The organism is Chromobacterium vaccinii (assembly GCF_000971335.1).
Lineage (GTDB): Bacteria > Pseudomonadota > Gammaproteobacteria > Burkholderiales > Chromobacteriaceae > Chromobacterium > Chromobacterium vaccinii.
Genome location: NZ_JZJL01000013.1, coordinates 1 through 24,270 on the forward strand (window position 1 = coordinate 1; position 24,270 = coordinate 24,270).

The 24,270-nt window shown below is 61.2% G+C and carries 25 protein-coding genes and 1 tRNA gene; 6 read left to right on the forward strand and 20 right to left on the reverse strand.

The genetic code is table 11. From position 1 onward, the window contains the following. Nucleotides 1-63 precede the first annotated feature (63 nt). The 10 genes from cyoE to VL52_RS08575 form a co-directional block, all read right to left on the reverse strand. Nucleotides 64-972, reverse strand: a complete 909-nt coding sequence (gene cyoE, locus VL52_RS08530; protein ID WP_046156639.1) for a heme o synthase — start codon at nucleotides 970-972, stop codon at nucleotides 64-66. Between the two features lie 11 nt (nucleotides 973-983). Continuing rightward, entirely contained in the window at nucleotides 984-1,304 is a 321-nt protein-coding gene (gene cyoD, locus VL52_RS08535) for a cytochrome o ubiquinol oxidase subunit IV (RefSeq protein WP_046156640.1), read from the reverse strand. Next, nucleotides 1,304-1,915: a cytochrome o ubiquinol oxidase subunit III gene (gene cyoC / locus VL52_RS08540; RefSeq protein ID WP_046156641.1), complete on the reverse strand. Its 612-nt coding sequence runs from the start codon at nucleotides 1,913-1,915 to the stop codon at nucleotides 1,304-1,306. The genes cyoD and cyoC overlap by 1 nt, the downstream gene beginning before the upstream one ends. 15 nt (nucleotides 1,916-1,930) lie before the next feature. After that, the gene (cyoB, locus tag VL52_RS08545) at nucleotides 1,931-3,973 is read right to left on the reverse strand and encodes a cytochrome o ubiquinol oxidase subunit I (RefSeq protein ID WP_046156642.1); all 2,043 of its coding nucleotides are present in this window, start codon (nucleotides 3,971-3,973) and stop codon (nucleotides 1,931-1,933) included. 6 nt (nucleotides 3,974-3,979) lie between these two features. Beyond that, the gene (gene cyoA / locus VL52_RS08550; RefSeq protein ID WP_326980819.1) at nucleotides 3,980-4,924 is read right to left on the reverse strand and encodes a ubiquinol oxidase subunit II; all 945 of its coding nucleotides are present in this window, start codon (nucleotides 4,922-4,924) and stop codon (nucleotides 3,980-3,982) included. A gap of 744 nt (nucleotides 4,925-5,668) precedes the next feature. After that, nucleotides 5,669-5,745: transfer RNA gene (locus VL52_RS08555), tRNA-Met, on the reverse strand. A gap of 149 nt (nucleotides 5,746-5,894) precedes the next feature. Beyond that, on the reverse strand, nucleotides 5,895-6,506 hold the full coding sequence (locus VL52_RS08560; protein ID WP_046156643.1) for a thiol:disulfide interchange protein DsbA/DsbL: 612 nt from the start codon (nucleotides 6,504-6,506) through the stop codon (nucleotides 5,895-5,897). 31 nt (nucleotides 6,507-6,537) lie between these two features. After that, entirely contained in the window at nucleotides 6,538-7,206 is a 669-nt protein-coding gene (locus VL52_RS08565; protein ID WP_235429246.1) for an SPOR domain-containing protein, read from the reverse strand. 148 nt (nucleotides 7,207-7,354) lie between these two features. After that, the gene (locus VL52_RS08570; RefSeq protein WP_046156645.1) at nucleotides 7,355-8,857 is read right to left on the reverse strand and encodes a YifB family Mg chelatase-like AAA ATPase; all 1,503 of its coding nucleotides are present in this window, start codon (nucleotides 8,855-8,857) and stop codon (nucleotides 7,355-7,357) included. Nucleotides 8,858-8,862: 5 nt separating this feature from the next. Further along, nucleotides 8,863-9,150: an accessory factor UbiK family protein gene (locus VL52_RS08575; protein ID WP_021478497.1), complete on the reverse strand. Its 288-nt coding sequence runs from the start codon at nucleotides 9,148-9,150 to the stop codon at nucleotides 8,863-8,865. 310 nt (nucleotides 9,151-9,460) lie between these two features. On the opposite strand from VL52_RS08575, the gene glnK reads away from it, so the two are divergent. Both glnK and VL52_RS08585 read left to right on the forward strand, forming a co-directional pair. Beyond that, the gene (gene glnK, locus VL52_RS08580) at nucleotides 9,461-9,799 is read left to right on the forward strand and encodes a P-II family nitrogen regulator (RefSeq protein WP_021478498.1); all 339 of its coding nucleotides are present in this window, start codon (nucleotides 9,461-9,463) and stop codon (nucleotides 9,797-9,799) included. Nucleotides 9,800-9,826: 27 nt separating this feature from the next. After that, on the forward strand, nucleotides 9,827-11,137 hold the full coding sequence (locus VL52_RS08585) for an ammonium transporter (protein ID WP_046156646.1): 1,311 nt from the start codon (nucleotides 9,827-9,829) through the stop codon (nucleotides 11,135-11,137). Nucleotides 11,138-11,253: 116 nt separating this feature from the next. Here VL52_RS08585 and VL52_RS08590 read toward each other — a convergent pair whose 3' ends face one another. From VL52_RS08590 to VL52_RS08615, 6 genes are all read right to left on the reverse strand, one after another. Then, on the reverse strand, nucleotides 11,254-11,685 hold the full coding sequence (locus VL52_RS08590; protein ID WP_046156647.1) for a ClpXP protease specificity-enhancing factor: 432 nt from the start codon (nucleotides 11,683-11,685) through the stop codon (nucleotides 11,254-11,256). Between the two features lie 10 nt (nucleotides 11,686-11,695). Continuing rightward, the gene (locus tag VL52_RS08595; protein WP_021478501.1) at nucleotides 11,696-12,298 is read right to left on the reverse strand and encodes a glutathione S-transferase N-terminal domain-containing protein; all 603 of its coding nucleotides are present in this window, start codon (nucleotides 12,296-12,298) and stop codon (nucleotides 11,696-11,698) included. Between the two features lie 153 nt (nucleotides 12,299-12,451). Then, nucleotides 12,452-13,216 (reverse strand): cytochrome c1, encoded by a 765-nt coding sequence (locus VL52_RS08600; protein WP_046156648.1) that lies wholly within the window; start codon nucleotides 13,214-13,216, stop codon nucleotides 12,452-12,454. Nucleotides 13,217-13,233: 17 nt separating this feature from the next. Beyond that, nucleotides 13,234-14,577: a cytochrome b gene (locus tag VL52_RS08605; RefSeq protein ID WP_046156649.1), complete on the reverse strand. Its 1,344-nt coding sequence runs from the start codon at nucleotides 14,575-14,577 to the stop codon at nucleotides 13,234-13,236. Nucleotides 14,578-14,591: 14 nt separating this feature from the next. Beyond that, nucleotides 14,592-15,176 (reverse strand): ubiquinol-cytochrome c reductase iron-sulfur subunit, encoded by a 585-nt coding sequence (petA, locus tag VL52_RS08610; protein ID WP_021478504.1) that lies wholly within the window; start codon nucleotides 15,174-15,176, stop codon nucleotides 14,592-14,594. A gap of 114 nt (nucleotides 15,177-15,290) precedes the next feature. Continuing rightward, on the reverse strand, nucleotides 15,291-16,037 hold the full coding sequence (locus VL52_RS08615) for a Nif3-like dinuclear metal center hexameric protein (RefSeq protein ID WP_046156650.1): 747 nt from the start codon (nucleotides 16,035-16,037) through the stop codon (nucleotides 15,291-15,293). Between the two features lie 334 nt (nucleotides 16,038-16,371). On the opposite strand from VL52_RS08615, the gene rfbB reads away from it, so the two are divergent. Genes rfbB through rfbC form a run of 4 tightly spaced genes read left to right on the forward strand, consistent with a single transcriptional unit; the run spans nucleotide 16,372 to nucleotide 19,831 of the window. Further along, a complete protein-coding gene (rfbB, locus tag VL52_RS08620) occupies nucleotides 16,372-17,445 on the forward strand; it encodes a dTDP-glucose 4,6-dehydratase (RefSeq protein WP_326980821.1) in 1,074 nt (357 codons plus the stop codon). A 5-nt stretch (nucleotides 17,446-17,450) separates the two neighbouring features. After that, a complete protein-coding gene (gene rfbD / locus VL52_RS08625; RefSeq protein WP_046156714.1) occupies nucleotides 17,451-18,374 on the forward strand; it encodes a dTDP-4-dehydrorhamnose reductase in 924 nt (307 codons plus the stop codon). Further along, the gene (gene rfbA / locus VL52_RS08630) at nucleotides 18,371-19,264 is read left to right on the forward strand and encodes a glucose-1-phosphate thymidylyltransferase RfbA (protein ID WP_046156652.1); all 894 of its coding nucleotides are present in this window, start codon (nucleotides 18,371-18,373) and stop codon (nucleotides 19,262-19,264) included. Before rfbD ends, rfbA begins: the two co-directional genes overlap by 4 nt. A 24-nt stretch (nucleotides 19,265-19,288) precedes the next feature. Next, entirely contained in the window at nucleotides 19,289-19,831 is a 543-nt protein-coding gene (rfbC, locus tag VL52_RS08635) for a dTDP-4-dehydrorhamnose 3,5-epimerase (RefSeq protein ID WP_046156653.1), read from the forward strand. Nucleotides 19,832-19,925: 94 nt separating this feature from the next. Here the strand turns inward: rfbC and groL are convergent, their stop codons facing one another. From groL to VL52_RS08660, 4 genes are all read right to left on the reverse strand, one after another. Beyond that, a complete protein-coding gene (gene groL, locus VL52_RS08640) occupies nucleotides 19,926-21,566 on the reverse strand; it encodes a chaperonin GroEL (protein WP_021478510.1) in 1,641 nt (546 codons plus the stop codon). A gap of 46 nt (nucleotides 21,567-21,612) precedes the next feature. Then, nucleotides 21,613-21,900, reverse strand: a complete 288-nt coding sequence (gene groES / locus VL52_RS08645; RefSeq protein ID WP_021478511.1) for a co-chaperone GroES — start codon at nucleotides 21,898-21,900, stop codon at nucleotides 21,613-21,615. A gap of 166 nt (nucleotides 21,901-22,066) precedes the next feature. Further along, entirely contained in the window at nucleotides 22,067-23,173 is a 1,107-nt protein-coding gene (locus VL52_RS08650) for an MraY family glycosyltransferase (protein ID WP_082113679.1), read from the reverse strand. A gap of 550 nt (nucleotides 23,174-23,723) precedes the next feature. After that, a complete protein-coding gene (locus VL52_RS08660; RefSeq protein WP_160298926.1) occupies nucleotides 23,724-24,266 on the reverse strand; it encodes a glycosyltransferase family 2 protein in 543 nt (180 codons plus the stop codon). Between the last annotated feature and the right edge of the window lie 4 nt (nucleotides 24,267-24,270).

Below are 24,270 nucleotides of genomic sequence, written 5' to 3' on the forward strand. Positions count from 1 at the left end.
TGGCTAAACAAAAACGGGAAGCAGCGCAAGCTGCTCCCCGTTTGGCATGGAACGGTATCGATCTTAGTGGTAGTGGCCCGCGTCCGCAGTCATCACCACCCGGCTGTGCGGCGGCGTCTGCCCATCCACCGCCATCATCACGCTCAGCGAGGTGATGGTGATGATGGAGAAGAAGAACACCTGCCGCGCCCAGACGCGGTCGTCAGTTTCGCGCTTGTAGCCGGACAGCGCCATCTTCAGCCACCACAGGCTGGTGGCCACCGCCACCGCCAGGTAGCCGTAGCCGGCGTAGCCGCCGTACACCAACATCACGGTCGCCGCGGCGAAAGCCAGGATGTAGAGCACGATCTGCTGCTTGGCGGCGGAGATGCCCTTCACCACCGGCAGCACCGGGATGCCGGCCGCTTCATAGTCCTTGAAGCGGAAGATGGCGATCGCGTACGAGTGCGGCATCTGCCACAGGCTGAACATCAGCAGCAGGATGGCCGCGCCCATGTCGAAGCGGCCAGTGACGGCGCAGTAGCCGGCCACCGGCGGCACCGCGCCGGACAGGCTGCCCACCAGGGTGCCGTACACCGAGTTGCGCTTCATGTACAGGCTGTACACGCCGACATAGATCGCGAAGCCGAACAGCACGCAGCCGGTGGCCAGCGGATTGGTGCAGAACCACAGCAGGGCGAAGCCCGCCAGGCCCAGCAGCACGCCGTGCGCCAGCGCGGCCTTGGTGCTCATCGCGCCGGTGACCAGCACCCGTTTCTGGGTGCGGGCCATCTTGGCGTCGATGTCCTGATCGATGCAGTTGTTGATCGCGCAGCCGGAAGCCACCACCAGCGACAAACCGATGACGGTGGCCGCGAGCAGCCACCAGTCCACCGATCCCTGCGCCGCCAGCAGGAAACCGCCAGCGGCCGAGATCAGGTTGCCGAAGATGATGCCGGGCTTGGTGACCTGAAGATAACGCTTGAACTTCAACTCAGCCTCGCTCAGCGCATCATCAGCGCGTCGGCGGTGTAGATGATCCAGATCGACAGGCCCACCAGCAACACGATCACCATGCCGGTGAACAGGAAGGAGAAGGTGTTGAGCTTGCCTTCCTTGCTGAAGTCCAGGTGCAGGAAGTACTTCAGCTGCACCACGATCTGCACCACCGCCATCGCCAGGATGCCGATCAGCGTCGCCTGCTTGGTGAAGGCCCCGCCCATCACCATCCAGAACGGAATGGCGGTGAGGACCACCGACAGCACGAAGCCGACCATGTAGCTCTTCACGGTGCCGTGGCTGGCATTGTCATGCGCGTGACTCATCACATGGCTCCTTTCAGGTAGACGACGGTGAATACGCAGATCCACACGATGTCGAGGAAGTGCCAGAACAGCGACAGGCAGTTCAGGCGGGTCATGGCGCGGCCGGTCAAGCCGGTCTTGACCACTTCGGCCATCATCACGCCCATCCACAGCAGGCCGGCGGTCACGTGCAGGCCGTGCAGGCCCACCAGGCCGAAGAAGGCCGACAGGAAGGCGCTCTTCTGCGGGCCGTGGCCTTCGGAGATCAGATGATGGAATTCATTGATTTCCATGCCGATGAAGGCGGCGCCGAACAGGAAGGTCACAGCCAGCCAGCCGAGAACGGCGGACTTGTTGCCCTTGTGGCCGGCGATCATCGCGAAGCCGTAGGTGATGGAGGACAGCAGCAGGGCCGCGGTTTCCACCAGCACGTATTGCAGATCGAAGATGTCCTTGCCGGACACGCCTTCCGCCACGTTGCGGAACAGGACTGCGTAGGTCGCGAACGCGGTCGCAAACAGGATGCAGTCGGTCATCAGGTAGAACCAGAAGCCCAGAACGGTTTGCGAACCGCTATCGTGGTGCTCGTGGTCGTCGTGCGCGGCGTGCGCTTCTTTTACATAAGTCGTCATGTCAGATTCAACCCGTTACGCGGTGGTGGTCGGACGCGCAGCCTTTTTCGGCTGGGCCGGATCACGCTCGGTGTAGTTGTCGACGTCGATGCCCAGCTTCTCGAAGCGGGCGCGCTCGATCGCTTCCACTTCGTCCACCGGCACGTAGTAGTCCAGGTCGTTGTCGTAGGCGCGCGCCAGCATGCAGCCGACGATGCCCACCAGGCCGACGACGGCCAGCCACCAGATGTGCCAGATCAACGCGAAGCCCAGCACCGTGGTGAAGGCGCCGATATAGATGCCCACCGCGGTGTTGCGCGGCATGTGGATCGGTTCGTACGACTTCGGCACGGCGTAGGCGATGCCCTTTTCCTTCATGTCGGTGAAGGCGTCGATGTCATGCACCTGCGGAAGCTTGGCGAAGTTGTAGAACGGCGCCGGGGAAGACGTGGACCATTCCAGAGTGTGGCCGTTCCACGGATCGCCGGTTTCGTCGACCAGCTTCTTGCGGTCGCGGATGCTCACCACGATCTGCAGCAGCTGGCAGGCAATGCCGGCGGCGATCAGCAGCGCGCCGAACAGGGCGATGTACAGCCACGGCTCCCAGGCCGGGTTGTCGGTGTGGTTCAGACGACGGGTCATGCCCAGGAAGCCCAGCACGTACAGCGGCATGAAGGCGAACATGAAGCCGATCTGCCAGAACCAGAACGAGGCTTTGCCCAGCTTGTCGTTCAGCTTGAAGCCGAACACCTTCGGGAACCAGAACGACACGCCGGCCAGGTAGCCGAACACGGCGCCGCCGATGATGGTGTTGTGGAAGTGGGCGATCAGGAACAGGCTGTTGTGCAGCACGTAGTCGGCGCCCGGCACTGCCAGCAGCACGCCGGTCATGCCGCCGATGGAGAAGGTCACCATGAAGCCCAGGGTCCACAGGATAGGGGTTTCAAAGCGCAGGCGGCCTTTGTAGATGGTGAACAGCCAGTTGAACAGCTTCACGCCGGTCGGGATCGAGATGATCATCGTCGCGATGCCGAAGAAGGCGTTCACGTTGGCGCCGGAGCCCATCGTGAAGAAGTGGTGCAGCCAAACCATGAAGCCCAGCACCGAGATCGCGCCGCTGGCGTAGATCATGGACTTGTGGCCGAACAGGCGCTTGCCGGCGAAAGTGGACACCACTTCCGAGAAGATGCCGAACGCCGGCAGAACCAGGATGTACACCTCGGGGTGGCCCCAGGCCCAGAACAGGTTCAGGTACATCATGGCGTTGCCGCCCAGTTCCGCGGTGAAGAAGTGGAAGTCCAGGTAGCGGTCCAGCGCCAGCATGGCCAGCGCGCCGGTCAGGATCGGGAAGGAAGTGGCGATCAGCACGTTGGCCCAGGTGCAGGTCCAGGTGAAGATCGGCATGTCCATCAGCTTCATGCCCGGGGCGCGCATCTTGATCACGGTCACCAGGAAGTTGATCGCGGTCAGCGTCGTCCCGATGCCTGATATCTGCAAGGCCCAGATGTAGTAATCCACCCCCACGTCAGGGCTGAATCCCAGCTCGGCCAGCGGCGGATAGGCCACCCAGCCGGTGCGGGCGAAGTTGCCCACGCCCAGCGACAGGTTGACCAGGATCACCGCGGACACCAGCAGCCAGAAGCTCAGCGAGTTCAGGAAGGGGAAGGCCACGTCGCGCGCGCCGATCTGCAGCGGCACCACGATGTTCATCAGGCCCGTCATGAACGGCATCGCCATGAAGATGATCATGATCACGCCGTGGGCGGTGAAGATCTGGTCATAGTGCTCGGGCGGGAATACGCCGTGGGCGCCGCCGGTGGCCATCGCCAGCTGGGTGCGCATCATCAGCGCGTCGGCGAAGCCGCGCAGCAGCATGATCATGGCGACGATGATGTACATCACGCCGATTTTCTTGTGATCGACCGAAGTCAGCCACTCTTTCCAGAGATAGCCCCACTTGCCGAACTTGGTGATCAGTGCGAACAGCATCAGCCCGATCAGGCCGGCGCCTCCCAGCGCCCCCATGATGATGGGCTCATGGAACGGGATCGCGTCCAGAGTCAGTTTACCTAACCACATCGATTGTTACTCCTTCACAACCGGCGGCGTGATCGCGGCGCACAGTTCTTTGGTCATCTTGGTCAGCTTGATGGCGTCGTCGCTGTCGGCCAGCGACGGACGAGCGGCCATGTACTTGTGCTGCACGGCCTCGAACAAGTACGGCGTGGTCGACGCGTAGTATTCCACCGCATTGTTTTCGCTAGGCTTGAGCAACTTCAGGTACGCGGGCGCGTCCAATGCCTTGCCGGAAGCCTTGGCCTTGGCTACCCAGGCTTCGAATTCGGCCGGGGTCTTGGTGGCGACGGCGTTGAACTTCATGCCGGAGAAGCCGGCGCCGCTGTAGTTGGCGGAGAAGCCCTTGTAGGTGCCCGGTTCGTTGGCGATCAGATGCAGTTGGGTCTGCATGCCGGCCATCGCGTAGATCTGGCCGCCCAGCTGCGGGATGAAGAACGAGTTCATCGCCGCGTCGGAAGTGATCTTGAAGCTCACCGGGGTATCGGCCGGGAATACCAGCTCGTTGACGGAAGCGATTTGCTGCTCGGGGTAGATGAACAACCATTTCCAGTTCAGCGCCACCACCTGCACCTGGATCGCCTTCTTGTCCGACTCCAGCGGACGATAGGGATCGAGCTTGTGCGTGCTCTTCCAGGTCAGCGTCGCCAGGAAGGCGATGATGATGCAGGGGATCAGCCAGACCACGATTTCGATCTTGGTCGAGTGCGACCATTTCGGTTCGTAGGCGGCGTCCTTGTTGCTGGCGCGGTACTTCCAGGCGAAGACCAAGGTCATCACGATCACCGGGATGACCACCAGCAGCATCAGCGCAGTTGCCGTCAGGATCAGGGACTTCTGCTCAGCAGCGATCTGGCCCTTGGGATCGAGAATGCCGCCTTGGCATCCCGACAGCAGGGCGATCACCACAGGCGCCAGCCCCCGCATCAGGCGGAAGGGTCTATGGTTTCTCATCATACGACTTTTCGGGTTAAAAATCCTTTGGCGCGCAGATGCGCAACAGGCGTTGCGAGCCATGCTCCAACGCCAAGAAAACAGTTCCCTGCCGGACCAAGAAGCGACAGCGCCGGGCGCAGTCGCATCAGTCCAGACCAAACCAGAAGTTTAGGGATCGCGGATATTCCGCGACCTGCCCCACCGGCGGCCTGCGCCGGATATGGCGGGAAGCGACTCCACAATCGCTTCCGGACGATGGCGTGACAGCTGAAGATCACTGCCCGAGTGAAACGCCGCATGCGGCGCGGGAAGACAGGAATTCGGCAAGCACAAACATCAATGCCCGACGCCGTCGCGCTGCGACAAATCGTCGCGGCCCTCAAGGGCGGGCGGGCGTATTAGAAACAGTTCCAGCCAATATTTCAAGAGTCTTGACTATGATCAAGACCGCGCCGCCACCAGATATGCCATTCAACTGATCAAAATCAAGGACGGCGCTCGCCGTATTCTGCCGCAGCAACAACCACTTAGGACAAAGTCATTAACATGACTTGGACATGTCTGCGGTTGCAAACCGTTACAAAAAAATATTTCTTTCGGCACAGCGCCAAACCAGAGAAAGTTTTAACAAGAAGCAAAAATGGAAATCCCAATTGTCACGTGGCGGGAGCGGGAAACTTTGCCGGGGAAAACGCGCGCGATGAAATAGAGACGATAGAAATGCAAAAAGCCGAATCAGAACATCGATTCGGCTTTCATGGCATTTGGTTGCGGGGGCAGGATTCGAACCTACGACCTTCGGGTTATGAGCCCGACGAGCTACCAGACTGCTCCACCCCGCGTCAGAGAGATTGCATATTAAGGCAATGCTAAAAGCGCGTCAAGAACTTTTTACATAAAAATACCTGCCATCCGCGGTCTTCCCGATCAGACAGACGCCGCGGCAACAAAAAAGCGGCCCAAAGGCCGCTTTCTCGCTTCAAGCCAACAATCACTTCTTCTCGGCGCGGGCCTTGGCCACCAGCTCGTTCATCACCTGGATCATCCGTTCCGGCGTGCTGGTCACCACCACGTACTTGCCATTGACGATCACGGTCGGCGTGCCCTGAATCTGGTAGTCGCGGGTGATCTTGGTCGCGCGCGCCACCTGGGCGTTGATGCCGAAGGAGTTGTAGGTCTGCAGCAGCTTGGCGCTGTCTACGCCCTTCTGTTGCTTGATCCAGCTGGTGAACTGCTCAGGCTTGGACAAATCCATGCGCTGCTTGATCTGCGCGTCGAAAGCCGGGCGATGCAGCTTGTCGAAGGTGCCGGTGGCGTTGAAGGTGGCGAACATGCGAGCGAAGCCTTCCATCGACTTCTGCCACACGATCTGCTCCTTGCGGAAGCTCACGTCGGCCGGCAGCGTCTTGGCCCAGGCATTGAGGGCCGGATCGTCGTCATAGCAATGGATGCAGTGGTAGGAGAAGAATTCGATCACTTCCACCCTCTTCGGGTCGGCCACCGGCTGGGGCGTGCTCAGCATCGTGTAGTCCTTGCCCAGCTGGATCGCGGCATTCGCCATGCCGCTGACCGCCAGCATTGCCAACAACAACCATTTCTTCATGTTCTTTTCCCGTTATTTGGAGAGATGAGACTTACTCGGCGGCCTTCACCACATTGGCGCTGATGCCGTCCTGCTTCAACTGCGCGCGGATGCGCTCCACATCGTCCTGACGGCTCAGCGGGCCCACGCGGACCCGGTGGACCATCCCCTTGTCAGGCACATTGACCGACTGGATCTTGGCCTCGACGCCCAGCAAAGCCAGCTTGGCCTTCAGGTTGTCGGCCTCGTCCTGGTTCTGGAACGCGCCCAGCTGCAAATAAACTTTTTTGGCAGGCGCCGATGCCGAAGGTTCCCCCGAGCGCGAGGACTTGGCGTCGGACGTGACCGCGTCCACCTGGCCCGGCAGAATCTTGTAGAAATCGAAGCGCTGCTCATCCTTGCCGGTCTTTGCCGGTGCTTGAGGCGCCGGCTTGGGCTTGGCTTCGTGCGGGGTCGCCGGCGGAGGCAGCGGCACCGTCTCGGTGGAGTCCAGCGTGGCCTGCTGCTGCGCTTGCGCCGGAGCCGGCGCGGCCGGCGTCGTGGCCGAAGCGGCCTCTGAAATGCGGGTGCCCGGCGCCAGCAGCTCGGTCGGCGGCTGCGGCGCTTCCGCCTTGCGTTCGTTCTTGGGCTGGAAGGCGGCCGGCGAGCGGTTCAGATACATCGCCAACCCCACCGCCACCGCTACGCCGACGATCAGGCCGATGATGATGCCCGCCATCATGCCGCCTCCGCCGCTGCGCGACGAGGAGGAATTGCCGCGCCCGCGCGACGGTCTGGGGGAATTTTTCAGGTCTCGATTAGCCATTCACCACTACCGCTATGTCTGTCGGACGGCCACCATGCCATCCGTATTTAATTGATCAATTCTATCAAGCGCCGCCTTGCATGACGCGCCTGAGCTGGATCGCCTGCAATACATGGTTGCGGCTTATCGTTTCGACGCCTTGCAAATCGGCGATGGTGCGCGAAACCCGCAGTATCCGATGATACGCCCGCGCCGACAAGCCAAGTTGTTGCAAAGCCTTGGCCAGCACCGCCAGCGCGTGCTCGTCGCCGCGGCAATGCGTCTCCAGCGCCTCGCCCTGCAGCGCCGCGTTCAAGCCGCCTTGCCGCGCCAACTGGCGCTCCCTGGCCTCGAACACCCGCTGGCGCACCGCCTCGCTGCCTTCACCCGGCCTGGAATGCTGCAACTCCTCCGCCGTCAAGGCCGGCACCTCCACCTGCAAGTCGATCCGGTCCAGCAAGGGGCCGGAGATTCTACCCCGATACTTCGCCACCTGCTCGGGCGAGCACTGGCAGCGCCCGGCAGGGTGGCCATGATAGCCGCAGGGGCAGGGATTCATCGCCGCCACCAGCTGGAAGCGCGCCGGAAAGCTGGCCTGGCGCGCCGCGCGCGAGATATGGATCACCCCGCTCTCCAACGGTTCCCGCAGCACCTCCAACACCTTGCGGTCGAACTCCGGCAGCTCGTCCAGGAACAGCACGCCATGATGCGCGAGACTGATCTCGCCAGGCCTGGGCTCGCTGCCGCCGCCGACCAGCGCCACCGCCGAGGCGGTGTGATGGGGAGACCGATACGGCCGCACCCGCCAGCGCCCCGGCTGAAAGCCCTGGGATCCCAACGACTGCACCGCCGCGCTTTCCAGCGCTTCCCGCTCGGACAAGGGCGGCAGCAGACCCGGCAGCCTGGCCGCCAGCATGGACTTGCCGGTGCCGGGCGGCCCCATCAACAGCAGGCTGTGCCCGCCGGCCGCGGCGACTTCCAGTGCGCCGCGCGCGATGGACTGGCCTTTGACATCGCCGAGATCGGGATAGTTCGGCCACTCCCCGGCCAGCGCGCCGGCGAACGGCTCCAGCGGCTGCAAACCGTTCAAGAAGGCGCAGGCCTGCGGCAAGGACGCCACCGCGTAAATGGCAGCGCCGCCGACCACCGCGGCTTCCGCCGCGCTGTCGGCAGGCAACACGAAGGCCCGGCCCGCCGCATGGCACTGGCAGGCCATCGCCAACGCGCCGCGCACCGGACGCACCGCGCCGCTGAGCGCCAACTCGCCGGCGAACTCATAATGGGCGATATCGTCGTTCTTCACCTGGCCGGAGGCCAGCAGGATGCCGATGGCGATGGGCAGGTCGAAGCGGCCGGAGTCCTTGGGCAGGTCGGCCGGCGCCAGATTGACGGTGATCTTGCGGGCGGGAAATTCGAACCCAGAGGTGAGGATGGCGGCGCGGACGCGGTCCCGGCTTTCCTTCACCTCGGTGTCGGGCAAGCCGACGATGTTGAACGCGGGCAGGCCGTTAGCGAGGTGGACCTCGACGGCTACCTCCGGCGCATCAAGCCCGGATAGCGCCCTGCTCGCCACCACCGCCAGCGTCATGGCGCTCAGGAGTGGCCGAGTTCGGACTGTTCTTCCGCTTTAGCCGCAGCCTCGTCCGGGAACACTTGGTTCTCCAGCCTGGCCAAGCGCGACTCCAGCGCGGCCAGCTTTTCCCGCGTGCGCGCCAGCACCGCCTGCTGCACATCGAATTCTTCGCGGGTGACAAGATCCATCTTGGAGAACGTGGAAGCCATCATCGCGCGGACGTTCTTCTCGATGTCCTTGGCCGGGCTGGCGGCGATGGTCTCGCTGATCTTGGCGCTGATTTCTTCAAACAGTTTCTGGCTCAACATGGTAGCGGCTCCCGCAGTGTCTTGATCTTCAGCCGAGTGTAGCAAAAAGCGCCCTCGCGCTCCCGCATTTCCTGCCCGCAAGGACATGTCAGCCCGTCTCCAGAATTCATCCGGGCCATGCTGCGGCGCAACGATGCACCAAAACTGTGCAGCATAAGCAGCCCCGGCGCACAAGGAAAGTGCCAAAACGGACAGCGCGGCCTTTTTTGCAGTGCATCACAATTCAGAGAACGCCCATCGCGGGCTGGCACGATTCCTGCATAACCATCCGCAGCAGAACCATCTGTCAATCGTTCGAGAAGGAGCCGCCATGAAACTCGTTACCGCAGTGATCAAGCCGTTCAAGCTTGACGAAGTCCGCGAAGCGCTGTCCGCCATCGGCGTACAAGGCGTCACCGTTTCCGAGGTCAAGGGCTTCGGCCGCCAGAAAGGCCATACCGAGCTGTATCGAGGCGCAGAATACGTCGTCGACTTCCTGCCCAAGGTGAAGCTGGAAATCGCCATCGACGACGCGCTGCTGGACCAGGTGGTGGAAGCCATCGAGAAGTCCGCCCGCACCGGCAAGATCGGCGACGGCAAGATCTTCGTCTACGACCTGGAGCAGGTGATCCGCATCCGCACCGGCGAAACCGGCGCCGACGCGGTCTGACCGCTTTGTGAAACTGGGGAAACCATAATGAAAAAGATACTCGCTGCAATGGCTTCCGGGCTCGCCGCCCTATCGCTGCCCGCCCTGGCCGACGCGCCGGCCGGTCCGGCGGTGGTCGCCGCCAAGGGGATCAACTCCGGCGACACCGCCTGGATGCTGACCTCCACCGCCCTGGTGCTGTTCATGACCATTCCCGGCCTGGCACTGTTCTACGGCGGCATGGTCCGCAAGAAGAACGTCCTGGCCACGCTGATGCAAAGCTTCGCCATCACCGCGCTGGTAACCGTATTGTGGGCAGTGATCGGCTACAGCCTGGCCTTCACCGTGGGCACGCCGTACATCGGCGATCTGTCGCGCTTCATGCTGGACGGCATGGTGTACATGAAGGATGCCGGCAAGCTGGCCGTGCATCCGCTGGCCGGCACCATTCCGGAATCAGTGTTCATGACCTTCCAGATGACCTTCGCCATCATCACCCCGGCCCTGATCACCGGGGCCTTCGCCGAGCGGATGAAGTTTTCGGCGATGCTGGCCTTCATGGCGCTGTGGTCGCTGCTGGTCTACGTGCCTGTGGCGCACTGGGTATGGGCGCCGGGCGGCTGGATGGGCGACAAGGGCGTGCTGGACTTCGCCGGCGGCACCGTGGTGCACATCAACGCCGGCGTGGCCGGCCTGGTGACCGCGCTGGTGCTGGGCAAGCGCGTCGGTTTCGGCAAGGAGGCGATGCCGCCGCATAACCTGGTGCTGACCCTGGTGGGCGCGTCGATGCTGTGGGTGGGCTGGTTCGGCTTCAACGCCGGCTCGGCAGGCGCCGCCGACGGCCGCGCCGGCATGGCGATGGTCACCACCCAGGTCGCCACCGCGATGGCCGCGCTGGCCTGGATGTTCGCCGAATGGGCCACCAAGAAGAAACCCTCGGTGCTGGGCATCGCCTCCGGCGCGGTCGCCGGCCTGGTGGCCATCACCCCGGCGGCCGGCTTCGTCGACGTCAAGGGCGCGCTGATCATCGGCCTCGCCGCCGGCGCGGTCTGCTTCTGGGGCGCCACCGGGCTCAAGCACATGCTGGGCTATGACGACTCGCTGGACGCTTTCGGCGTGCACGGCGTGGGCGGCATCCTGGGCGCGCTGCTGACCGGCGTGTTCGCGGTCAAGGACATCGGCGGCGCCGACGGCAGCCTGGCCATCCAGGCGCTGGGCGTCGGCGTGACCATCGCCTACTGCGGCATCGTCACCTTCATCCTGCTGAAACTGGTGGACATCTTGCTGGGACTGCGCGTCGCCGAGGACGAAGAGCGCGAAGGCCTGGACCTGGTGCTGCACGGCGAGCGCGTGGAATAAGCCGCCAGATCGAAGATTGTTGTGTAAGGGACTTGGCGGGGCTTCGGCCCCGTTTTTTTTTCGCCGCTCCAAAATGAAAAACCGGCCAGGGGCCGGTTTCGATCGATGCGACAAGCTTACTTGACGATGCGCAGGCTGGGACGCCCGCTGGGGCGGTTCGGCGACGGATCGTCGCCGCCGGAATCCGGCGCGTCCTCTTCGGCGCTGACCGGCTTCAGGCTGGCCGCCTCCTCGCTCATCGGCTCCACCTCGAAGCCCATGCCTTCGCCGGTCTCCCGGGCGAAGATGGACATCACGTTGCCGATGGGCACCCAGATGTCGCGCGATACGCCACCGAAGCGGGCGGAAAACGAGATCCACTCATTGTCGATGCGCAAGTTCTTGGTTGCGCCATCGGCGATGTTCAGCACGATCTCGTTGTTCTTCACGTACTCGAGCGGCACATCGGTGCGGCTGTTCACCCATACCACGATGTACGGAGTGTAGCCATTGTCGCCGCACCACTGGTGCAGCGCGCGCAGCATGTACGGCTTGGTGCTGGAGCTCATCGCGTCTCCTTTACTTGCGCATCGCCTTTTCGGACGGGGTCAGCGAATCGATGAAGGACTGGCGCTGGAAGATGCGCTCGGCGTACTTGAGGATGGGCGCGGAGCTCTTGCCCAGGTCGATATTGTAGTGCTCCAGGCGCCACATCAGCGGGGCGATGGCCACGTCGATCATCGAGAAATCGTCGCCCAGCATGAACTTCTGCTTGGAGAAGATCGGCGCGATGGTGGTCAGGCCGTCGCGGATCGCTTCGCGCGCCTTGGTCGCTTCCTTGCCGGTGGCGCCGGCTTCCAGCGTTTTCACGTGAATGAACAGCTCGTTCTCGAAACGATGCAGGAACAGGCGGGCGCGGGCGCGCATCACCGGATCGGCCGGCATCAGCTGAGGATGGGGGAAACGCTCGTCGATGTATTCATTGATGATGTTCGACTCATGCAGGATCAGGTCGCGCTCCACCAGAACCGGCACTTCGTTGTACGGGTTCATCACAGCCAGATCTTCCGGCTTGTTATGGATATCCACATCGATGATTTCGAAATCCATCCCTTTTTCGAAGAGCACGATACGGCAGCGCTGACTGAACGGGCAGGTGATTCCGGAGTAGAGGGTCATCATGGCGGATAAAATCCTTGACTAACTTAAAAAATGAGTGCAGCGCGCATTCTAGCACTATCCAGCGGCCACATTCCAGTCTTTCAACACAACATCATGATTTTAAAAAAGAAAAAGGCGGAATCTCTTCCGCCTTTTTTCAACAGGCTGATCGCTTTAGTGCACGTCGCGCCAGTATTCCTTCTTCAGCAGATACACCAGCGGGAACAACAGCAGACCGAGGAACATCACCACCACGTAACCGATCTGCTGACGCTTCACCGCGGCCGGCTCGCCCATATAGACCAGGAAGTTGGTCAGGTCGCGCATGCGGCGGTCGAACTCGGCGGTGTTGGCCTTGCCGTTCTCCAGCTTGGTCAGCGTGCCCGCCTTGACCAGTTCGAGCTTATGCTCCTCCTGGCCTTCGGCGTTCTTCACCGTCTTCAGCTCCTGCTCGCCCTGCCATTCCCAGAAGATGTGCGGCATGCCCACCTTGTCGAACACCAGGTTGTTCCAGCCGGTCGGACGGGACGGATCGCGATAGAAGCCGCGCAGATAGCTGTACAGATAATCGGCGCCGCGGGAACGGGCGATCAGCGACAGGTCCGGCGGCGTCGCGCCGAACCAGGCCTTGGCGTCCTGCTTGTTCATCGCGATGTTCATCTGGTCGCCGATCTTGGCGCCCTCCGGCATCAGGTCGGCCTTGATCTGCTCCTCGGTCAGGCCGATGTCCTCCAACCGGTTGTAGCGCATCATGCTGGCCGAGTGGCAGGACAGGCAGTAGTTGGCGAAGATCTGCGCGCCGCGCTGCAGGCTCTCGGTGTCCTGGATGTCGATGTTCGCCTTGTCGAGCTTGGGCCCGCCCTCGTTGGCGAAGACCGGCATCGCGACAGGCAGCGCCAGCGCCGCGGCGGCGATCAGGTGACGGATCTTGTTTTTCATTTTCCTTATCCCCTTGCTTACACGTTCATGGCGAACAGCGCGGCCAGGAACACGGTCAGCGCCACCAGGGCCACGAACTGGATCTGGCGCTTGGCGTTGGTATCGGTCACGCGCTCCGGCACCGGGAGGCTGCCCACGTCGTTCTTGGTGTAGAACGGCATGCCCAGGAAGAAGGCGAAGTAGATCGCCGAGAAAATCTGCGAGATCAGCGTGCGCACTTCGGTCGGCGGCATCGCGCCCAGGATGCCCAGCCCGATGAACGCGGCGATGAACAACACCAGCGCCACCTTGAACTTGGGACCGCGGTAGCGGATGGACTTGATCGGCGAGCGGTCCAGCCACGGCAGGAAGGCGATCAGCACCACAGCCGCGCCCATCGCCAGCACGCCCCACACCTGGGTGCCGGCAAATGACGGAATGGCGCGCAGAATCGCGTAGAACGGCGTGAAGTACCACACCGGCGCGATGTGCGGCGGGGTCTTCAGCGGGTCGGCCTGATCGAAGTTCGGGTGCTCGAGGAAGTAGCCGCCCATTTCCGGCAGGAAGAACACGATCACCGAGAACACCACCATGAACACCACGACGCCGAGGATGTCCTTGATCGTGTAGTAGGGGTGGGAGTAGATGCCGTCCAGGTACAGGCCGGTATTCGGGTCCTTGGGCTGCTTCTTGATCTCCACGCCGTCCGGGTTGTTGGAACCCACTTCGTGCAGCGCCATCAGGTGGGCCGCCACCAGCGCCAGCAACACCAGCGGCACCGCGATCACGTGCAGCGCGAAGAAGCGGTTCAGCGTGGCGTCGGACACCACGAAGTCGCCGCGTATCCACAGCGACAGATCGGGGCCGATCACCGGGATGGAGCCGAACAGGTTGACGATCACCTGGGCGCCCCAGAACGACATCTGGCCCCAAGGCAGCAGGTAGCCCATGAAGGCTTCGGCCATCAGGCACAGGAAAATCAGCGTGCCGAACACCCACACCAGTTCGCGCGGCTGCTTGTACGAGCCGTAGATCAGGCCGCGGAACATGTGCAGGTAGACCACGACGAAGAACATCGACGCGCCGGTGGAGTGCATGTAGCGGATGATCCAGCCGCCGGCCACGTCGCGCATGATGTACTCGACCGAGGCGAAGGCGACCGGAATGCCGGCGGCGTTCAGCGTGCCGTCCGGCTTGTAGTTCATGGTCAGGAAGATGCCGGTGACGATCTGCAGCACCAGCACCAGCATGGCCAGCGAACCGAAGAAGTACCAGAAATTGAAGTTCTTGGGCGCGACGTACTTGCCCCATTGACTTTCCCACAGGGCGGTCAGCGGGAACCGCTCGTCCACCCAGTTAAGCAATTTTTGCGCTTTGCTCATTTTTCACCCTCAGCTTATTTGTCGTCGCCAATCAGCAGGCGGCTATCGGACAGATACTTGTGCGGGGGGATTTCCAGGTTCTTGGGCGCCGGCACCCCTTTGAACACGCGGGCGGCCAGATCGAACTTGGAACCATGGCAGGGGCAGTAGAAGCCTCCCAGCCACTCCGGCCCCAGGTCGGCGGGAGCCAGGTCGGGCCGGAAGGTCGGCGAACAGCCCAGATGGGTGCAGATGCCCACCGCCACCAGGAATTGCGGCTTGATCGAACGATTTTCGTTCTGGCAGTACTTGGGCTGTTGATCGACTTCGGATTTCGGATCCACCAGCTTGGGATCGTTCTTGGGCAGGTTCTTGATCTGCTCGGGCGTGCGGCTGAGCACCCACACCGGCTTGCCGCGCCATTCGACGTTGATCTTCTGGCCGGCTTCGATCTTGCCGATGTCGACCTCGACCGGCGCGCCGGCCGCCTTGGCCCTCTCGGACGGGAAAAAGCTCATGAAAAATGGCGTGGCCGCGCCGACTACCGCAACACCCCCAACAGCGCTGGAGGCGATCGTCAGAAAACGACGGCGCCCCGTATCGACTTGCTGTTCACTCATTACAGTCATCCTCAATCGTGGAAATCGAGCCCTAAACCGCTGGATTTTACCCGATTACTAGTAGGGACTTGAAGCTTCTATGCAAATAAATTGAGCGAGACGCCAGCAACTTGCTTAAACAGGGTTATAAACGTCAATAAATTCGACATTTATGCCAGAGACTTGCGCCAAATGCTCGCCTAGTGCCTTGATGCCAAAGCGTTCCGTGGCATGATGCCCAGCGGCGATGAATGCCACATCACTTTCCATCGCCATGTGGTAATTCTGTTCCGATGCTTCGCCGGTGATGAAAACGTCAACCCCGAGCGCGATCGCGTCGGCGAAAAAACCCTGCGCGCCGCCGGTGCACCACGCCACCCTGCGCACCGGCTTGCCTGGCCTTCCCAACAGCTGCGCCTGCCGTCCCAACGCCCCTGTCACATGCTCCGCGAACGCCGCGGCATCGCCATCTCCGGCCCAGCCGCCATGCCAGAGCAGACTCTGCTCGCCGGCTTGCCCCGCAGGCTCCAGTCCCAGCGCCTTGCCCAGCTGCGCGTTGTTGCCAAGCTCCAGATGCCCGTCCAGCGGCAGGTGATACGCCAGCAGGCTGATGTCGTGCTGCAGCAAGGCGCGGATGCGCTGCTTCTTCATGCCGCAGATGCGCGCGTCCTCGCCTTTCCAGAAATAACCGTGATGCACCAGAATCGCGTCCGCGCCTTGCGCCGCCGCGGCATCGATCAAGGCCTGCGACGCCGTGACGCCGGTCACCACCTTCCTGATCTCGCCGCGCCCCTCCACCTGCAGGCCGTTGGGGGCGTAATCTTTGTAGCGCCAAGGCTCAAGACAGGCATCCAAAATATTCTGTACGTCATTAATCTGCATAGCCTTCATTTCCTCAATATTGATTACTGACGGAGCTTTGTCATTATTCGCGACGATTCTGGCGAATTCCGCGCAGAATTCCCCTCGCTTTGCCGGATGTTTTTAAAGTGGATAAAATCAACGGAATTGTCCGCCCCGCGCGATGGTTCCCAGTCATGGGCCATCTGGCTTCGCCCCGCAATGCCATGCAGCGATATGAGCTATTCTCGACATCAGCGGATGGCATTCGGCGCTAACGCGATCACTTTCGCGGGCGATCCGCTTCAGCGCTCCCCAGCCCGACAAAGCCGGCACGCAGAGATTCATACAAGCGCATGCGGCGGGAAACTCGATCATACAGGAAGCTTCAATGACCATTCTCGTTACCGGCGGCGCCGGCTTCATCGGCGGCAACTTCGTTCTCGACTGGCTGGCCGGCCGCGAGGAAACCGTTGTCAATCTGGATGCTCTGACTTACGCCGGCAATCTGGAAACCCTGCACACAGTCAGGACCAAACCCAACCATGTTTTCACCCATGGCGATATCGGCGACCGGAAACTGGTCGCCGAGCTGCTGCGCGACCATCGCCCGCGGGCCATCGTCAATTTTGCCGCGGAAAGCCACGTGGACCGCTCGATACACGGCCCGGGCGATTTCATTCAGACCAATATCGTCGGCACCTTTAACCTTCTGGAATGCGCGCGCGAATACTGGAACGGGCTGGAGGCCGGCGAGCGCGAGGCCTTCCGCTTCCTCCATGTGTCCACCGACGAGGTATACGGCACCCTGCAGGCTAAAGACCCTCCCTTCGCCGAAACCAAGCGCTACGAGCCGAACAGCCCCTACTCCGCCTCCAAAGCGGCGTCCGACCATCTGGTGCGGGCCTGGCATCACACTTACGGCCTGCCGGTGCTGACCACCAATTGCAGCAACAACTACGGGCCTTACCACTTTCCCGAGAAACTGATCCCGTTGGTCATCCTGAACGCGCTGGCCGGCAAGCCGTTGCCCATCTACGGCGATGGGCGGCAAGTCCGCGACTGGCTGTACGTCAAAGACCACTGCAGCGCGATCCGCCGCGTGCTGGAAGCCGGCGAACCCGGCGAAACCTACAATGTCGGCGGCTGGAACGAAAAAACCAATCTCGAAGTGGTCAGCGCCATCTGCGGCATCCTGGATCAACTGAAGCCCCGCGCGGATGGACAGGCCTATCGCGAGCAGATCCAATTCGTCGCCGACCGGCCCGGCCACGACCGCCGCTACGCGATCGACGCGCGCAAGTTGGAGCGGGAGTTGGGCTGGAAGCCGGCCGAGACCTTCGACAGCGGCGTCCGCAAAACCGTCGAATGGTATTTGAACAATCCGGCCTGGATCGAGCATGTCAGCAATGGCAGCTACCGCGACTGGCTCGACAAGCACTACGGATGAGCGCCATGCCCCGCATACTGATCACCGGTAAAAATGGCCAGGTCGGCCATGAATTGCAACGCTCGCTGGCGCCGCTGGGCGAACTGATCGCCACTGACAGGCAGGAGCTGGACCTGGCCCAGAGCGGAGAACGCATCGAACAGGCTCTGGATCGCCTCCAGCCGGACATCATCGCCAATCCTGCCGCCTATACCGCGGTCGACAAAGCCGAAAGCGACGAAGCGACGGCGAACGCCGTCAACGCCGACGCCGTCGGCGTCATCGCGCGCTGGGCCGCCCGCCGCGGCGCGCTGCTGGTGCACTACTCCACCGACTACGTCTTCAACGGCGACGGCGAACGCCCCTGGCGCGAAAGCGACGCCACCGGCCCGCAGTCTGCGTATGGCCGCAGCAAGCTCGCGGGCGAAGAAGCCATCCGGCATGCCGCGCCTCGCCACCTGATACTGCGCACCAGCTGGGTGTTTGGCGCGCATGGCGCCAATTTTCTGAAAACCATGCTGAAGCTGGGACAGGAGCGGGAGACGCTCAAGGTTGTCAACGACCAGATCGGCGCGCCGGCATCCGCCGCCCTGATCGCCGACGTCACCGCCGAACTGATCCGCCGCTATCTGTCCGGATCGGATGGATTCGCATTCGGCACCTACCATCTGGCGCCCCTTGGCGAAACCAGTTGGCATGGCTATGCGGCCTACCTGCTCCAGCGCGCCGCCGCATCCGGCCTGGCGCTGACAGTCGATCCCACAAACATCCAGGGCATTCCCAGCGCCGAGTACCCGCTGCCGGCCAAGCGCCCAGCCAACTCCCGCCTCTGTTGCGACAAACTGAGAGACACCTTCTGCATCGCGCTGCCCGAATGGCAGGACGGCGTGGACCAGGTACTCGCGCAACTGCTGCAGGCCACTGGCGGCGACAAGCCCCCTCAGGAATGACAACAGGAGAGCAAGCCATGAAACGCAAAGGCATCATTCTCGCCGGCGGCTCCGGCACCCGGCTGTATCCGGCCACGATCGCCGTCAGCAAGCAACTGCTGCCGATCTACGACAAACCGATGATCTATTACCCGCTGACCACGCTGATGCTGTCGGGCATCCAAGATATTCTGATCATCTCCACGCCACAGGACACGCCCCGTTTCCAGCAATTGCTCGGCGACGGCAGCCAATGGGGCGTCAAGCTTCAATACGCGGTCCAGCCCAGCCCGGACGGCCTGGCTCAGGCCTTCCTTATCGGCGAGACATTCATCAACGGCAATCCGTCGGCGCTGGTGCTCGGCGACAATATCTTCTACGGCCACGAATTTTCCAATCTGCTGCAGACCGCCAACATCCAAAACGATGGCGCGACCGTCTTCGCCTACCGGGTCAGCGATCCCAATCGTTACGGCGTGGTGGAGTTCGACCAACAAGGCCGCGCCCTGTCCATCGAGGAAAAACCCCCCAAACCCAAATCGCACTATGCTGTGACCGGCCTGTATTTCTATGACTCGCAAGTCGTTGAGATCGCAAAAAGCATCAAGCCCTCGCCGCGCGGCGAACTGGAAATCACCGACATCAACAACATTTATCTGCTGCAGCAGCAATTGAATGTACAAACCATGGGCCGCGGTTACGCTTGGCTGGATACCGGCACCCACGAGTCACTGCTTGAGGCGGGCCAGTTCATCGCCACCATTGAGAACCGCCAGGGGCAAAAGGTCGCTTGCCCTGAGGAAATCGCCTTCCGCAACGGCTGGATCGATGAAGCTCAGGTGCTACGGCTGGCTCAGCCTCTGCAGAAGACCGGTTATGGCCGCTATTTGCTCACAATGATTGCGAACTAATCCAAACAAAGCAGAATAAGCACCATGAACGTAATCGACACCTACATCCCGGAAGTCAAGATCATCGAACCCAAGGTATTCGGCGATGAGCGCGGCTTTTTCTTCGAGAGCTTCAACCACCAGCATTTCGAGCAAGCCATCGGCCATACGGTCGCCTTCGTGCAGGACAATCACAGCCGCTCCGGCAAAAACGTCTTGCGTGGCCTGCATTACCAACAGGATCCGCATCCGCAGGGCAAGCTGGTTCGTGTCGTCGCCGGCGCCGTGTTCGACGTCGCCGTCGACATCCGCTCAGGCTCTCCGACCTTCGGCAAATGGATAGGCGCGGAGCTTACCGCCGCCAACAAGCGCCAGCTGTGGATACCCGCCGGCTTCGCCCACGGCTTCCTTACGCTGAGCGACGATGTGGAGTTTCTATACAAGACCACCGACTACTGGCATCCAGAGCTGGAGCGCAGCATAGCCTGGGATGATCCGGACCTGGCCATAGCCTGGCCGCTGAGCGGCATGCCCATGTTGTCGGCCAAAGACCAGGTCGGCGCACCGCTCGTCTCGCTGAAGAGCTGAGGCGCGGCCTCATAAGCAAACAGCCCCGCAGGCATACGCCGCGGGGCTGTTTGCTTCGGCAGGCATGCGAACATGCCCGCCTGTACGGCTCGATTTACATCATGCCGCCCATGCCGCCCATGCCGCCCATGTCAGGCATGCCAGCGGCCGGCTTGTCTTCCGGCAGCTCGGCGATCATGCAGTCGGTGGTCAGCATCAGGCCGGCTACGGAAGCCGCGTGCTGCAGAGCGGAGCGGGTCACCTTGGCCGGGTCCAGCACGCCCATTTCCAGCATGTCGCCGTATTCGCCGCTCGCGGCGTTGTAACCGAAGTTGCCCTTGCCTTCCAGCACCTTGTTCACCACGACCGACGGCTCGTCGCCGGCGTTCTTGACGATCTGGCGCAGCGGCGCTTCGATCGCGCGCAGCACGATCTTCACGCCGGCTTCCTGATCGACGTTGTCGGTCTTCAGGCTTTCCAGGGTAGCGCGGGCGCGCAGCAGGGCTACGCCGCCGCCGGGCACCACGCCTTCTTCAACCGCGGCGCGGGTGGCGTGCAGCGCGTCTTCGACGCGAGCCTTCTTCTCTTTCATTTCCACTTCGGTGGCGGCGCCGACCTTGATCACGGCAACGCCGCCGGCCAGCTTGGCCACGCGCTCTTGCAGCTTCTCGCGGTCGTAGTCGGAAGTGGCTTCTTCGATCTGCTTGCGGATCTCGCCCACGCGCGCCTGGATGGTGGCGGCTTCGCCGGCGCCGTCGATGATGGTGGTGTTTTCCTTGCCCACTTCAACGCGCTTGGCTTGGCCCAGTTGGTCCAGGCTTGCCTTTTCCAGGGTCAGGCCCACTTCTTCGGCAATCACTTCGCCGCCGGTCAGCACGGCGATGTCGGTCAGCATGGCCTTGCGGCGGTCGCCGAAGCCCGGAGCCTTGACAGCCACAACCTTCAGGATGCCGCGGATGGTGTTCACCACCAGCGTGGCCAGCGCTTCGCCTTCAACGTCTTCGGCGATGATCAGCAGCGGGCGGCCGGACTTGGCCACTTGCTCCAGCACCGGCAGCAGGTCGCGGATGTTGGAGATCTTCTTGTCGAACAGCAGGATGAACGGATTGTCCAGCGCGGCGATCTGCTTATCCTGGTTGTTGATGAAGTACGGGGAAAGGTAGCCGCGGTCGAACTGCATGCCTTCCACCACGTCCAACTCGTTGTTCAGGCTCTTGCCGTCTTCAACGGTGATCACGCCTTCCTTGCCCACTTTTTCCATCGCATTGGCGATGATTTCACCGATGTCGGAGTCGGAGTTGGCGGAGATGGAGCCAACCTGGGCGATTTCCTTGGAGGTCGCGCACGGCTTGGCGATCTTGGCGATCTCGCCCACCAGGGACACCACGGCCTTGTCAATGCCGCGCTTCAGATCCATCGGGTTCATGCCGGCGGCGACGTACTTCATGCCTTCCTGCACGATGGCCTGAGCCAGAACGGTGGCGGTGGTGGTGCCGTCGCCGGCCACGTCGGAAGTCTTGGAAGCCACTTCCTTAACCATCTGCGCGCCCATGTTCTCGAACTTGTCCTTCAGTTCGATTTCCTTGGCGACGGACACGCCGTCCTTGGTGATGGTCGGCGCGCCGAAGGAACGATCCAGCACCACGTTGCGGCCCTTGGGGCCCAGAGTCACTTTTACCGCGTCGGCCAGAATGTTGACGCCGGCCACCATCTTGCTACGAGCGGATTCACCAAACTTTACGTCTTTAGCTGCCATTCTCGAAATCTCCAGAATCTATTTATGAAGTAGGGGTACGATCGGATTACTCAACGATGCCCATTACATCTTCCTCGCGCATCACGAGGACTTCATCGCCATCAACCTTGACGGTCTGGCCGGAATACTTGCCGAAGATAACCTTGTCGCCGACCTTCAGCTCCAGCGAGCGACGCTCGCCGTTTTCCAGAATCTTGCCGTTGCCTACTGCGAGCACTTGGCCCATGTCCGGCTTCTCAGCCGCCGCGCCGGGCAGAACGATGCCGGAAGCGGTCTTTTCTTCAGCCTCGAGGCGCTTGATAACAACACGGTCGTGCAGAGGGCGAATTGCCATGGATCTCTCCTGTTACATTGGCTGTTGAGAGTGGAACATCAGGTATGTATAGGTTTCGGCAGAGCGCTTAGCACTCAACCGTTGCGAGTGCTAATAATAGGGACGCCATCCAAGTATTTCAAGAGGTAGAAGTGCAAAGGGCGTCCTAGACGCCCTTCGGATCAAATCAAAGCCTTCGGCAGGTTCGCCGCAACACCAACCAGCGCGGCGTCCGAAAACGAATGATCATGCGATAAAGGTAGATATACGTCATGGCAAACAAGACGCAGAAAGTCATCAACACTCCGGTGTGCTGCCAAAACAGCATGGCAGGCACCACGGATATGGAAGACAGCGCCCACAAGTAGGGAGAGGTCAGGCTATTGCGCATGGTTTTATGATCGGCATTCTTGCTTCCCACCATCCAACGCACAAGGCGCTTGTAGACCAGCATGTGCAAATGCAGACCATCAGGCACTCCTGGAGACATCCCACGCAGGAATTTCTTTCGATAAATCGAGTATAACGTTTCAAAAACGGGATAGATCACACACAACAACGGGAACCACGGCGAAACTTGCGGATGGCGCACCACCAGCAGCACCGCCACTTCAGCGATCATGAAGCCCACCAAGTAAGCGCCGCCATCGCCGGCAAAGATCAAGCCCCGCGGGAAGTTCCAAAATAGGAATCCAGCAATCGCGCCAATCATCGCAAAACAAATTCCCAACAAGGCCGCATCCTGCACTTTGAAAGCGACATACGCCATCGCCAGAAAAATGAAGATGGACACCACCCCCGACAAGCCATTGTAACCGTCGATGATATTGACCGCGTGCGCCACCCCGCCAACCGCAACGACAGTCAGCAGCAGAGACAGCACCCAGAATTGCGACACTAAACCGTCCAATAGGGGAATGTCGAGACGCTGCAACCCAGCACCCAGTACAAAGTAGCCCAAAATTGCAGCAATGAAAGTAGCCAGCAATCGGGGCAACGGCCCAACCTTCTTCGTCACATCTTCAAGTATCCCGACCGCAAAAGCAGGCAGCGCCACCGCCAATAATCGCAGCACCGAAGCATCTCTCAGCAGCCATGCCAAAAAACCGCACCCCACCGCCAAACCCGCCGCAATCGACACGCCGCCGATACGCGGCACCGGCCGGGCATGAAACTTCTGCACCCCTCCCAAATCATGATCCGCGGAAAAACGCTCATGCAGATGAGCAAAACGGATCAGGCACATACCAACAAACAAGGATAAAAACGTGGCCAGCAATAGAATCTGCAACATTGGAGCCTCTTTGTATTTCTATCGACAATATCCATGAGGACACCATCTTGCCACAATCAAGAATGGACTTCGCGTTGCAGATGGTGACCCAATGGCTCTAAGTCAAGCAATTGCCGCCAATAAGCAGTATGCATCTCCGGATGGACCATACTCAGTTGCTGCGGCGTTTTCACGCCACAACAATCCAGCTAGCTTTGCTACTTGCGTGCTAGCGTCCGTAGATTCTCGCTGATAAAGATGATCCCATAGCGGCACAGCATGTAGATAGCTGGCCATTTAGCATAGCGCCGGCTGAATGCCCACCCTTGGCGCCAGTTATAACAGGAGTTGAAAGCAGTCAATGCCTTACGCACCCCGCGCCAGCCGCCCTTGCCTAAGCTAAGACTGAAGCTCGCCGTCGTTGCCTCATTAACGTAGACGACGCTCCTGCTATCCACGAGAACCTTGAAGCCACGCAGCTTCGCTCCGTAGGCAAAATCCTCGTCGGCACAGTACTGAGGAAAAACCTCCTCGTCAAAACCGCAGCCCACCTCGAAAGCACTCCACGGTATCACCAGCAGCCGACCGTACAGGAAATCGGTTTCCAGAAAACGTGACGCGGGCTCATGCCAGGGTGCCCCCCCCTGATATTGACCTTATGCCGTGCGAAGCGTAGGTCATAACGGCCGCCGCAAAAGTACACCTGAGCCTCTTCACCGGGCCGATGCACGATGTTCACCGCTCCAATCACGGCGCCAGGCTCCAACTCCGATGCCTCCAGCAAGCGAATTAACGCCATGGGAGCCAGATCGATGTCATCATTCATAAGCAATACACGATCACCAGCGCGCGCTGTCTTCGCGATATGCTTCAGGCCATGATTGACGGTGGCCGTCCACCACATATCGGCATGCCCGTCGACGATCTCGGCCGATGGGCATTGCGCTTTAACCGCGTCCCGAGTACCGTCGGTCGAGCCTGCGTCGACAACAATCAGTCGCGCCGTCTTGGGCGGCAACTGCGCGCGTACTTTGGTCAAAGTAGCGCACAAGATATCGCGACGGTTATGCGAAGGAATCAGAACGTAAACCTGTCCAGAATTCTGGGTATTCATACGA